Raw genomic sequence first — 12,592 nt, 5'->3', positions numbered from 1 at the left:
CCTCGATGGTTGAACATAAAAACTCAATCATCGGGGCTTTTCCATTTTGGGCTATGAATAAATGCTTAAACCCAAAAGGGTTAAGCACCCGCCAAAAGATTAGCAGATTTAGCAAATATGGTATTGTTAAGCATTCTGATATTCGTCTGATTTTTAATTCGTTAACTAGTGCATGAATTTATTATAATTATTATTCAATATAATTATAGATTATTAGGCTTACTAGATAGATCCGAATGAATTTTGACAGCTCACAACCCTTGTAGTGTGAACCGAGGGGGATGGGTTTTGTTAATGCAAAAGTTGAGTTATCATTGATAAGAGCAACTGTGACAAAAAAACAAAAAGCGAAACATACGTTTCAAAATTTAACTTAAAGTCTTTCCTTGTCTGATTTTAAACCCCTCCTATTGTGATGGTTTGACCTCTTTCTAGCTTAATTGATTGAGTTCTTATTGTTATTTTGTGATCAGAGTAACACTAAAAAACCACTTTAATATGACAATTGTTACCCAGTCCTCAAAAACATAATTTTCAATTAATTATAAATTGAAATGAATGTTTTATTTGTTATATTTCATCATATCCTAATAGTGGATTTATAGCCTCAAGGAGCATTTCAATGTTCAATATAGCACTATTCGGCGCAGGACGTATCGGACAGGTTCATGCTGTCAATATTGCCGGCCACAAAGAAACCGCACTTTACTCTGTGATTGACCCGTACCAACCAAATGCGGTAGCGCTGGCGGAGAAGTACCAAGCAAAGGTTCAGTCAATCGACGAAGCAATGCAAGATCCTAACGTCCATGGCGTGCTGATTGCTTCTGCAACCGATACACATGCCGATTTAATTGAATTAGCGGCAAAAAACAAAAAAGTTATTTTTTGTGAAAAGCCAGTACATTTAGATTTAGAGCGTGTTAGGCAGTGTTTAAAAAGTGTTAAAGAGCACAATGTGCCACTATTTATTGGCTTTAATCGCCGTTATGACCCCCAGTTCCGCCACCTGAAAAATTTATTTGAACAAGGCGCAATTGGTAAAGCAGAATCTTTAATTATTACATCACGGGATCCGTCACCACCTCCAGCAGAATATGTAAAAGTATCCGGTGGTATGTTCAGAGATATGACTATTCATGACTTTGATATGGCACGCTTTATGATTGGTGAGAACCCATGTTCAGTCTATGCACAAGGTAGCAATGTTGTTGATCCTGCTATTGGGCAAGCAGGGGATATTGATACTGCATTTATCATCTTAAAATTTCCTTCAGGAGCGATGGCAACAATTTCAAACAGTCGCCGCTCTGGTTATGGCTACGATCAGCGCATCGAATTACATGGCGAAAAAGGTTTATTAACAGCAGGTAATATTAAAGAGAACAGTGTTGAATTCTTAAGCGATGTAGGTTGTTTATCCGCTAAACCTGAGTTTTTCTTCCTGCAACGTTATCATGAAGCGTATAAAGCAGAATGGAATCATTTTGTCGATATTTTAGCAGGGCGCGCAGAATCAGAAACAACGGGTACTGATGGTGAGCTAGCGCTTTATTTAGCTGATAAGGCACTGGAGTCATTGAAAACAGGCAAAGAAGTTCAACTATAAATTTTATTACCTCTTATTTTACCGATTACTAACAATAACAGCGGGAGAATCATTTTCCCGCTTCATCAGTCACCTTACATATATTTATGCGCTAATTATAAATAGAAAGGCTTGGGGGTACTAATGCTGGCTCTACTTTCATTTATTGGCTTTACCTTACTCGTTGCAGGGATCGCCTATTACAAAACACGAAATGCACATTTAACATCATCTGCTGAGGGATATTTTTTAGGTGGCCGCTCTATGACTGGCCTGTATATTGGTGGCTCAATGCTACTAATGAATTTATCAACGGAACATCTTGTTGGACTTAATGGCTTATCTTTCAGGACTGGCTTTATTGTAATGGCTTGGGAGGTTATGGCTGCATTAACGATTGTATTATTCGCTATTTATTTCTTACCTAAATACCTTAAATTAGGTATTTCGACTATTCCAGAATATTTAGAACGCCGCTTTGATAAAAACACTTTATTAATAACATCCATTCTATTTTTAGCCATGTATGTTATATCGTTGTTACCTATTGTCCTATATACAGGCGCGATTGCTCTTGAAAGTTTATTCCAAGTTTCACATGTTTTTAATGTCGATAAAACAACTGCATTGTGGATCATGGTATGGGGCGTTGGTGGTCTAGGGGCAATTTATGCTATTTTCGGTGGTATCAAAGCCATTGCGATTGCGGATACGGTTAATGGTGCAGGTTTGATTATTGGTGGGCTGTTAGTCACTGTATTTGCCTTGCTGTATGTTGGCGATGGTAACGCTTGGGCTGGTTTGACGGAAGTTTATCAAGCGCATCCAGATAAATTTAATTCAATTGGTGATGAAGATTCATTAGTGCCGTTCTCAACTTTATTTACTGGGTTGATCGTTTCAAATATGTTTTTTTGGTGTACTAATCAGTCAATTGTCCAAAAATCGTTGGGAGCGAAAAACTTAGCTGAAGGGCAAAAAGGGGTAATGCTATGTGCATTCTTTAAGCTTATTATCCCATCTATTATTATTCTACCTGGTATTATTGCATTCCATATTCTCAGTGGTGAAATTGATAATCCAGATAATGCTTATCCTGTTTTAGTTCACATGGTTTTACCTGAATTTTTAGTTGGCTTTTTTGCCGCAGTGGTAGTTGGTGCTGTATTCTCAACATTCAGTGGTGGATTGAACTCATCAGTGACCTTATTTACGGTAAATATTTATAAAGACCGTATTAATAAAAATGCAACTGAAGCACAGACTGTTAAAGTCGGTAAATATTTAGGAATTGCTTTAGCATTGGCGACCATGATTATTGCTCCTTTAGTTGCGAATGCACCAGATGGTTTGTTCTATTTAATTCAGCAATTGCAAGGTATTTTTAACGCACCGATCTTGAGTGTTGTGTTAGTGGGGTTAATGACAAAGCGTGTACCTCCTATCGCTGCAAAATTAGGTCTGTTATTTGGTATGTCGGCTTATTTAATTTGTAATTTTGTTTTAGATTTAAATATTCATTTCTTCCATTTAGTTGGAATTCTATTTGTTGCGAATATTGTCTTTATGCTAACGATTGGCTATTTCTTCCCTGGAAAACCGTATGAAGAAGTGTATACCGAGCAAGTTGATATTTCTCCATGGCGTTTTGCAACACCGACGGCTTGCCTAATTGTTCTTGGTGCAATTTCTATGTATGTCTATCTGGCTCAGGGAGCACCTAGCTATGTGATCATCGGCTATTACATTTTTGCAGCTGTATTTTTAACCTTTATTATTTATAAATTTTCAAAGGCATGGCTAGCAGGAAAAACTCAACCTATTAATGCATAAAGGAGTTAAGATCTTATGGAACCATCACTTATCCCGATGGTTAAGCAATTCATCTCACAGCGAGATCCCTTTGATCGCTTAGATGAAGAACAGTTAAATCAGCTAATCAATAATGTTGAAATTAGTTATTTGACGCAACGGGAAGTGTTAAAACCGCAACAGATTGCAGGCCAAGGTTTATATTTGGTAAGAACAGGGGCGGTAGAACAGCGTTATGCAGATGGTTCCTTAAGAGCAAGGCTTGGTTCTGGGGATGTTTTTGGATTCAGTGTGTTAAATAAAACACCTGAATTCCCCGGTGAGTATCAAGTGGTCGCGATAGAAAATACATTGCTCTATTGCATTTCGCGTGACGCATTGTTGATCGCGATGGAGCAAAACCAAGCCGTTTGCCATCATTTTGCATGTGAGGAAGGCCAAAGACTGGCATCACGCCCAAAAATTAATAGCCTAGCAGAAGATCATTTACTCTATTTAAATCCTGTCTCCTCTATCGAAAATAGAAATATTGTTATTATTTCTCCTGGCACTAGCATTCAAGATGCTGCGCAAGAGATGGTGCAGAAGCATCGTTCTTCGGCATTAGTGATGGCGGGTGATGTATTACTGGGAATTATTACTGATCGAGATTTGACAAAACGTGTTGTAGCGCTTGGTTTAGATATTACCAAGCCTGTTAGCAAAATTATGACGGAAAATCCTGTAACAATTTCTGCTAATGCCCCCATTATTAACGCTATTGAATTAATGATGCAGCATAATATTCGTAGCTTACCAGTTATGACAAATCACCGTATCACAGGTGTTTTAACGGCAACCAGTTTAGTACAAAAAAATAGTATGCAAGCGGTATATTTAATCAGCCGCATATATCGACAAGATAGCCTTGATGAATTGAAAGCGCTGGGGATACAAAGACAATCCGTGTTTGAATCCTTAGTAGAATCAGGAGTTCAATCCCATACGATCCAATTGATGATGACATTAATTGCTGATGCTTTTAATAAGCAATTATTGAAGCTTGCAGAAAGAGAGCTTGGGGAACCACCTTGCGATTACTGTTGGTTTGCAGCAGGATCTCAAGCTAGGCAAGAGATGCATTACCTCTCGGATCAAGATAATGGCATTATTCTCGCGCGAGATATTACTAAAGAAGAAGAAGGCTGGTTTAGGCAGCTGGCGGAATATGTTTGCTATGGCTTGGATGAGTGTGGGTATTCCCTTTGCCCTGGTCATATAATGGCGACAAATCCTAAATGGTGTAAGCCATTATCGGATTGGCAAGCCTATTATCAACAGTGGTTAAAAGAACCTGAGCAACTTGCATTATTAAATATCTCTGTGTTTTTAGATATTCGTTTCTTATATGGAAATCAAGTTCTTTTTAACTCACTGGTTCTTTCTGCTGAATCACACTTAAAAGGCAGTAAACGATTACTTTCAATGCTTGTGGCGAATTCAACGCGAATTAACCCTCCACTTGGTATGTTTAGACAATTTGTATTAGTCAAAAATGGTGAAAATCACAGCGCGTTTAATATTAAAAAGCAAGCTATTAACTTGCTTGTGGAACTTGCTCGAGTGTATTCGCTGGAAGCGGGGGTTTTTACACCATCCACGATGACTCGGTTTGAGGTCGCTCGCGACTCTGGCATTATTAGTGCAGCATCTTGCCAAGAATTAACAGAAGCGTATTTATTTATTAATCAGGTTAGGTTTGGTTGCCAACGTCGAGCATTATTAGCTGGAGATGCATTGACTAATTTAATTGTTCCCCAGCGGCTCACCCAATTTGAGCGCAATCATTTGAAAGATGCGTTTCGCATTATTGCACGAACTCAAGAAGCAGCGCAGCAGCGCTATCATGCGAAAGGCATAATGAAATGATAAGCGCTATATTACGTTTTCAACGGCCACTAGCACGTTTGGCTCGTCGCCGAATGAAATTACTTAAGTCTCAAAAGCTACCTATATTATTACAACAGTCTTTACAAACGGCTTTACCCAATGAAGATGGTTTGTTAGAAGCGCAAAAAATTCTCTCTATTGATATAGAAACAACCGGTTTAAACCCTGAAAAAGACAGAATTTTGAGTATCGGTATGGTTACGATTGCAGGGAATCGAATTCTCCTTAAAAGTGCGCAACACTATTATGTGAAGGATGTCGAGCCAGTTAAAGCAGAAACTGCGGTGATTAATCATATCACACCAGAGCAATTGAGTGAGGGGATCTCATTATCCCATGCTATTGCGCTTTTTTTACATGAAGCAAAAGATAAGTGTATTTTGGCTCATGGTAGTGCGATAGAGCAAGAATTTCTTTCTAAAGCAATGAATATTAAAGAATTACCATTTATTTGGTTTGATACTTTACGAATTGAAAAAACGTTATTAAGCCATAAAAATATTAATCGTAATGATTTTAGTCTGTCAGCACTACGAAATCGTTATCAGTTACCTGATTATGATGCACATAATGCCCTTTCTGATGCAATTGCTGCCGCAGAGCTATTTCTTGCTCAATCTAAAGTGATTTATCCTTCTCAACCGCCTGTCATCAAACAGCTCTATAAACGATCACTATAGTTGATGTATTTTTTGAAATTTCCATTTCATTTATACCTTTATTTTATTTTATTTCATTTATAAGCTTTCTATCTAATCGCTTTATTTTTATTTCTTTATAAATTAAATGATTAAATAAAAAATTAACGCCAGATCACATAATGAAATTAATATTCCTTGCTTTGTTGAAAATGAAATAAATATTCCGTATAACATCAGTATCAATTAAAAAACATCAAGCACAAACATCGGTTGAGCTTGTGCTATCTAAGATGAGCTGCACGAAGGGAGAGTACAGAATGAAAGAAATCCGTATTGGCATGATAGGTACTGGTTATATTGGTCGTGCTCATGCGATCGCATATGCACAGGCGCCGACCGTTTTCCCATTAAAAGGTCAGCTTGTTCGTGAAATGATCGCAGAAATTACACCCGAGTTAGCAGAGACTCGAGCGAAAGAGATGGGCTTTAATCGTTCAACCGATGACTGGCGTAAACTGGTTGCTGATCCAAACATTGATGTTGTTGATATTTGTTCGCCAAACTTCTTACATAAAGAAATGGCTATGGAAGCGATAAAGCAAGGTAAACATGTTTATTGCGAGAAGCCGTTAGCCTTGAACTCACAAGATGCCAAAGAAATGGTAGCAGCAGCTGCAAAAGCAGGTGTTAAAACATTAGTTGGTTTTAACTATATGAAAAATCCAACTGCGCAACTTGCAAAACAAATTATTGCAAATGGCGAAATTGGTGACGTTATTCATTTCTATGGTACTCATAATGAAGACTATATGGCTGATCCTAACGCCCCAATTCACTGGCACTGCTTCAAAGATAAAGCAGGTTTAGGTGCGCTTGGTGATTTATCCGCCCACATTATTAATATGGCTCAATTCTTAGTTGGCGATATTGAGACGGTTTGCGGTGATATGGAGATTGTTATTAAGCAGCGTCCTGAAAAGGCAGGTTCTTCTGTCATGGTTGATGTTGAGAACGAGGATCAGGCGCATGCGATGGTACGTTTCTCGGGGGGAGCAATGGGGGTAATTGAAACCTCAAGGATCGCCGCAGGCCGCAAAATGGGACTGACCTATGTCGTCACAGGAACGAAAGGGACCTTATCTTTTACCCAAGAGCGTATGGCTGAGTTGAAACTATATCGACATGATGAACCAAGTAACCGCCAAGGTTTTAAAACTATTTTAGTGGGCCCTGAGCATCCAGATTACGCGCCATTCTGTAATGGTGCAGGGCATGGTATTGGGTTTAACGATCAAAAAACAGTTGAAGTTCGAGATTTAATTGATGGTGTCGCAATGGGCGAAAACATGTGGCCTGACTTCGAAGAAGGTTGGAAAGTCTCACGCATTCTTGATGCCATCGCACGTTCTTATGAAGAACAGCGCTGGGTTAAAGTCACTGAAATCAATTAATTCTGTTTAAGAGGTGATTAATGAATAAGCAGAAGAAACTAGATGTGATCTGCATGGGCCGTATTGCCGTTGACCTATATGGGCAGCAGATAGGTTCACGTCTAGAAGATATGAGTAGTTTTGCAAAGTACTTAGGCGGTTCTTCCGGCAACGTTGCATATGGCACAGCAATACAAGGATTGAAATCATCAATGCTGGCAAGGGTGGGTGACGAACACATGGGGCGCTTTCTTCGTGAAGAGCTACAACGTGTTGGTTGCGATACCAGTCATCTAATCACAGATAAAGATAGATTAACGGGGTTGGTGATTTTGGGGATCAAGGATGAAGATACCTTTCCACTGATTTTTTACCGTGAAAATTGTGCTGATATGGCTATCACCGCGGACGATTTCAGCGAAGACTATATTGCCTCGGCACGTTGTTTGGCAATAACAGGCACTCACTTATCTCATCCCAAAACACGCTCCGCGGTGCTAAAAGCCTTAGAATATGCGAAGCGTAATGGTGTTAAAACTGCCATTGATATTGACTATCGTCCGGTACTTTGGGGATTGACCTCTCTTGGTGATGGGGAAACGCGTTTTATTGAATCAGAAAAAGTGACGGAACAGCTGCAAGAAGTTTTGTCATTATTTGATCTGATAGTCGGTACAGAAGAAGAGTTTCACATTGCAGGTGGATCGACTGACACTATTCAAGCTCTGAAAAATATTCGCCAATTGACTGATGCAGAGCTAGTTTGTAAACGCGGTGCATTGGGATGCTCTGTATTTACTCAAGCGATCCCTGAAACATTAGATGAAGGGATCACCGTAAAAGGGGTTCGTGTCGAAGTACTTAATGTTTTAGGGGCTGGTGATGCCTTTATGTCAGGTTTACTACGTGGGTATCTAAATGGTGAAGGCTGGGAGAAAGCCTGTACTTATGCGAATGCCTGTGGGGCTTTAGTCGTCTCACGTCATGGCTGTGCTCCAGCGATGCCAAGTAAAGTCGAGCTCGATAATTATTTAGAACGTGCTGCGGCTGTACCTCGTCCGGACTTAGATCCTATGTTGAATCATTTACATCGTGTGACGACTCGCGGAACACAATGGAATGAATTGTGCGTAATGGCCTTTGACCATCGTATTCAATTTGTTGATATGGCAAGAGCTGCGGGTGCAGATATTTCATGTATTCCTTATCTGAAAAAACTGATCTTTCGTGCTAGCTGTGAAGTTGCTGAAGAAGCCGAGTTACAAGGTAAAGCAGGGTTGTTGTGCGACAGCACTTTTGGCCAAGATGTGTTGAATGATGTTACAGGTAGAGGCTGGTGGATTGGTCGACCTATTGAGCTACCCGCTTCTCGTCCACTGTGTCTAGAGCATGGCAATATTGGCTCTCAGCTAGTTAGTTGGCCAAAAGAGCATATCGTAAAATGCTTGGTTTTCTTCCATCCAGAAGATAATCACCCATTACGTTTAGAGCAGGAAAAAACAGTTCAAGAAGTCTATAGCGCCTGCTGCCAATCTGGGCATGAATTATTACTTGAAGTTATTTTACCTGCGGATATGGAACGTAATGACGAACTTTATCTACGTGCAATTAAACGTTTCTATAACTTAGGTATCAAACCTGACTGGTGGAAGCTTCCACCACTGCAATCCGAAAATTGGGATGAAGTGGATGCCTTGATCCAAGAGCGTGACCCATATTGTCGAGGTGTCGTATTACTGGGGTTAGATGCGCCACAAGCTGAATTAGAAGCAGGTTTTAATGCCGCTGCGGGAAAAGCCATTGTAAAAGGGTTTGCAGTAGGCCGCACATTGTTCGGTAAGCCTTCATTAGCATGGATGAAGGGTGAGCTTGATGATGATGCGCTAGTAGAAGCGATTAAAAACAATTACCACGGCCTGATCGCCTTATGGCGTCAGCGTAAATAATATTACTTTTACCTATACACAGGAGCCTCATCATGGCAATCCAACTCGGTATTAACCCTTTGACATGGACCAATGATGATTTACCAACACTTGGCGCTGAAACGCCGTTGGAAACATGTTTAACTGAAGGTCGTCAGGCAGGATTTGTTGGTTTTGAACTCGGTAATAAGTTTCCGCGTAAAGCAGAAGTTTTAGGCCCAATCCTGGAACAACATGATCTTAAACTGGTTTCTGGTTGGTATTCAGGGGAATTACTGACTCGCAGCGTTGAAGAAGAAATTGAAGCGGTTCAAGGTCACCTCGCATTACTGCGTGATTTAGGGGCGAAAGTGATGGTGTTTGCTGAAGTCACACACTGTATTCATGGTGATCAAGACAAACCTGTACACATGCGTCCACTTTTCCCCGCAGATCAGTGGGAAGAGTACGGTAGAAAACTGACTGAATTTGCAAAATACACCTTGTCACAAGGGGTCCAAATTGCTTATCACCACCATATGGGAACCGTCATTGAATCAGCAGAAGATGTTGATAATTTAATGAAATATACAGGTGATGAAGTTGGCTTACTACTCGATACTGGTCACTTAACTTTTGCGGGAGCGGATCCTGTTGAAGTTGCTAAACGTTGGGCAAAACGTATCAACCATGTTCACTGTAAAGACGTCCGTGCTGATGTACTACAAGATGTGAAAAACCGCAAAACAAGCTTCTTGAATGCCGTATTAGCGGGGGTATTTACTGTTCCGGGCGACGGTTGTGTTGATTATCCAGCGGTATTTAAAGTATTAAAAAATAGCCAATATGAAAATGGATGGTTAGTGGTTGAAGCGGAGCAAGATCCTGCAATTGCCCATCCATTAACTTATGCGACACTGGGCTATAATAACTTGCACAAATTTGCTAAAGATGCAGGTCTGATTTAAACGCCAGTGAAGTTAATAATTTGAGCTGCGATGTATTGTCGCAGCTTAAAATATGTTGTTAGAGCCGAGGTAAGCGATATGTCTAAATTATTATCAAAGTATCATTCACCAGATGAGCAGAAGCGTACTCAGCATATTACGCCAGAATCAGCTAATTGGGGGTATGTCCACTTTGATGTGTATGAACTAAAACAAGGTGAGTCGATTTCCTTGCCGGCATCGGAAAATGAGGTATGTTTAGTGTTAGTTGCGGGTAAAGCAACAGTCAAAACACCAAAGCAAACATTTTCTAATATCGGTGATCGCATGGATCCTTTTGAGCGTAAAAAGCCCTATGCTGTTTATGTAACCGCACAAGAAGCTATTGAAGTTACTGCTGAAACAGCGCTGGAATTAGCCGTATGCCAAGCAAAAGGTAAAGGAACTTACCCAACACGTTTAATTGGACCGAATGACATCGATGCAGAGCAGCGTGGACATGGAAACAATAAACGTTATGTTCATAACATTCTTCCAGATAATAAATCAGCAGACAGCTTACTCGTAGTTGAGGTATTTACAGATGAAGGGTGCACAAGTTCTTATCCAAGTCATAAACATGATACTGATAATGAACCCGCAGAAACTTATCTGGAAGAGACCTATTATCATCGTTTGAACCCATCTCAGGGGTTCTGTATGCAGCGTGTTTACACTGATGATCGTGAATTAGATGAGTGTATGGCTGTTTATAATAAAGACGTGGTAATGGTGCCAAAGGGCTATCACCCAATGGCAACAATGGCTGGTTATGATAACTATTACCTGAATGTTATGGCTGGACCAACACGTAAATGGCTCTTTACGTGGGAGAAAGATCATAACTGGGTTAATAGTGAAGAATATGCAGCTAAACATCGTGATAAAAAGTAGTTTTTATACTCATTATACTTCAAGTTGCAGTGTTATTGACTCGATTTAGCTGCATCTCGAATTATTTAGGGTATATACCAAAACCAAAATCTGTTATCTAGACTTTGCCAGCAATTCATTGCTGGCTTTTTTTATTGTCATATTAACAGTATCTGTTAATGCCGGTTACCAATGTAACTAATGCTGTTTTAATTTTACATCAATCACATTATTAATATGTTAATCTGTTCAGATGTATTCATTGTGTTAATTTTATGTAAATAAAACATGATGAGTGAGGTAGTAATGAAGCGTAAAACAGGTTTTTTCTTTGATGAGCATTGTTTTTGGCACAGTACCGGCTTGCACGCAACCACGTTACCTGTTGGAGGATGGGTACAACCGCCCGCAGGGGCTTCACATGCAGAATCCCCTGAAACTAAAAGGCGACTAAAGAGCCTAATGGACGTTTCGGGACTAAGCCGTTCTCTTGTTTTATCTTCAGCAGAACCCGCGAGTGAAGCAACTCTGCTAAAAATACATCCTCAAGCGTATTTAACCCGTTTTAAACAAGTCAGCGATAATGGTGGCGGGCTCTTAGGTAAAGAAGCGCCATTAGGGCCGGGTAGTTATGAGATTGCTAAATTATCAGCTGGGTTAGCCTGTGCAGCCGTCGAAGCCGTACTTAGCGGTGAGTTGGATAATGCGTATAGCCTTTCTCGACCACCTGGGCACCATTGTTTACCCGATGAATCCATGGGATTTTGTTTCCTAGCAAACATTCCATTAGCGATTGAACGTGCAAAAGAACAATTTAATATACAGCGTGTAGCCGTCATTGATTGGGATGTGCACCACGGTAATGGCACTCAACATATTTTTTGGGATCGCCCCGATGTTTTAACTATTTCATTGCATCAAGACGGATGTTTTCCTCCGGGGTATAGCGGTGAAGATGATATTGGTGGTGGTGAAGGCGAAGGGTACAATCTCAATATTCCATTACTGGCTGGTGCTGGCCACAATAGCTATATCTATGCAATGAAACAGATAGTCATACCTGCCTTGGAGCGCTTCAAACCTGAGTTGATCATTGTTGCTAGTGGTTATGATGCAAATGCATTAGACCCACTGGCAAGAATGCAATTACACAGTGAAAGTTTTCGAGAAATGACTCAGTTAGTCATGGAAGCGGCAGATAGGCTATGTGATGGAAAGCTGGTTATTGTTCATGAAGGCGGCTACTCGGAAGCTTATGTACCATTTTGTGGTTTAGCGGTGATTGAAGAGATGGTGGGGGTTAGAACTGAAGTCCAAGATCCACTATTGGATTTTATTGGCTTGCAGCAACCTAGGGCTGAATTTGAACTATTTCAACAACAAATGTTGGATAAGCTCAAAGATAAGTTTGGTTTGTAATTAAGAGAAA

At 40.1% G+C, this 12,592-nt stretch carries 9 protein-coding genes; all 9 read left to right on the top strand.

The window, feature by feature from the left end; all coding sequences use genetic code 11:
* Positions 1-622 precede the first annotated feature (622 nt).
* Positions 623-1,609, top strand: a complete 987-nt coding sequence (iolG, locus tag SC428_RS16555) for an inositol 2-dehydrogenase (RefSeq protein ID WP_070925210.1) — start codon at positions 623-625, stop codon at positions 1,607-1,609.
* Between the two features lie 123 nt (positions 1,610-1,732).
* Positions 1,733-3,421: a solute:sodium symporter family transporter gene (locus tag SC428_RS16550; RefSeq protein WP_070925211.1), complete on the top strand. Its 1,689-nt coding sequence runs from the start codon at positions 1,733-1,735 to the stop codon at positions 3,419-3,421.
* Positions 3,422-3,436: 15 nt separating this feature from the next.
* Positions 3,437-5,308, top strand: a complete 1,872-nt coding sequence (locus tag SC428_RS16545) for a DUF294 nucleotidyltransferase-like domain-containing protein (RefSeq protein WP_318708905.1) — start codon at positions 3,437-3,439, stop codon at positions 5,306-5,308.
* Positions 5,305-6,009 (top strand): 3'-5' exonuclease, encoded by a 705-nt coding sequence (locus tag SC428_RS16540; protein WP_070925213.1) that lies wholly within the window; start codon positions 5,305-5,307, stop codon positions 6,007-6,009. The genes SC428_RS16545 and SC428_RS16540 overlap by 4 nt, the downstream gene beginning before the upstream one ends.
* 278 nt (positions 6,010-6,287) lie before the next feature.
* On the top strand, positions 6,288-7,421 hold the full coding sequence (locus SC428_RS16535) for a Gfo/Idh/MocA family oxidoreductase (protein WP_318708903.1): 1,134 nt from the start codon (positions 6,288-6,290) through the stop codon (positions 7,419-7,421).
* A gap of 20 nt (positions 7,422-7,441) precedes the next feature.
* Positions 7,442-9,346: a bifunctional 5-dehydro-2-deoxygluconokinase/5-dehydro-2-deoxyphosphogluconate aldolase gene (locus SC428_RS16530; protein ID WP_070925214.1), complete on the top strand. Its 1,905-nt coding sequence runs from the start codon at positions 7,442-7,444 to the stop codon at positions 9,344-9,346.
* A gap of 32 nt (positions 9,347-9,378) precedes the next feature.
* Positions 9,379-10,272, top strand: a complete 894-nt coding sequence (gene iolE / locus SC428_RS16525) for a myo-inosose-2 dehydratase (protein ID WP_140182832.1) — start codon at positions 9,379-9,381, stop codon at positions 10,270-10,272.
* A 78-nt stretch (positions 10,273-10,350) separates the two neighbouring features.
* Positions 10,351-11,184, top strand: a complete 834-nt coding sequence (iolB, locus tag SC428_RS16520) for a 5-deoxy-glucuronate isomerase (protein ID WP_318708898.1) — start codon at positions 10,351-10,353, stop codon at positions 11,182-11,184.
* Positions 11,185-11,469: 285 nt separating this feature from the next.
* A complete protein-coding gene (locus SC428_RS16515; protein WP_318708896.1) occupies positions 11,470-12,582 on the top strand; it encodes a class II histone deacetylase in 1,113 nt (370 codons plus the stop codon).
* The last annotated feature ends 10 nt before the right edge of the window (positions 12,583-12,592 follow it).

Origin of the sequence: Providencia sp. 2023EL-00965 (assembly GCF_033550225.1) — a bacterium.
GTDB classification, from domain to species: Bacteria; Pseudomonadota; Gammaproteobacteria; order Enterobacterales; family Enterobacteriaceae; genus Providencia; species Providencia manganoxydans.
The sequence above is the reverse complement of the archived record's forward strand: the minus strand, read 5'-3'. Positions and strand labels throughout refer to the sequence as shown.

Coding starts and splice junctions, on each gene's coding strand:
- SC428_RS16550 (WP_070925211.1), top strand. CDS start 1,733: ATGCTGGCTCTACTTTCATTTATTGGCTTTACCTTACTCGTTGCAGGG.
- iolB (WP_318708898.1), top strand. CDS start 10,351: ATGTCTAAATTATTATCAAAGTATCATTCACCAGATGAGCAGAAGCGT.
- iolE (WP_140182832.1), top strand. CDS start 9,379: ATGGCAATCCAACTCGGTATTAACCCTTTGACATGGACCAATGATGAT.
- SC428_RS16540 (WP_070925213.1), top strand. CDS start 5,305: ATGATAAGCGCTATATTACGTTTTCAACGGCCACTAGCACGTTTGGCT.
- SC428_RS16530 (WP_070925214.1), top strand. CDS start 7,442: ATGAATAAGCAGAAGAAACTAGATGTGATCTGCATGGGCCGTATTGCC.
- iolG (WP_070925210.1), top strand. CDS start 623: ATGTTCAATATAGCACTATTCGGCGCAGGACGTATCGGACAGGTTCAT.
- SC428_RS16515 (WP_318708896.1), top strand. CDS start 11,470: ATGAAGCGTAAAACAGGTTTTTTCTTTGATGAGCATTGTTTTTGGCAC.
- SC428_RS16545 (WP_318708905.1), top strand. CDS start 3,437: ATGGAACCATCACTTATCCCGATGGTTAAGCAATTCATCTCACAGCGA.
- SC428_RS16535 (WP_318708903.1), top strand. CDS start 6,288: ATGAAAGAAATCCGTATTGGCATGATAGGTACTGGTTATATTGGTCGT.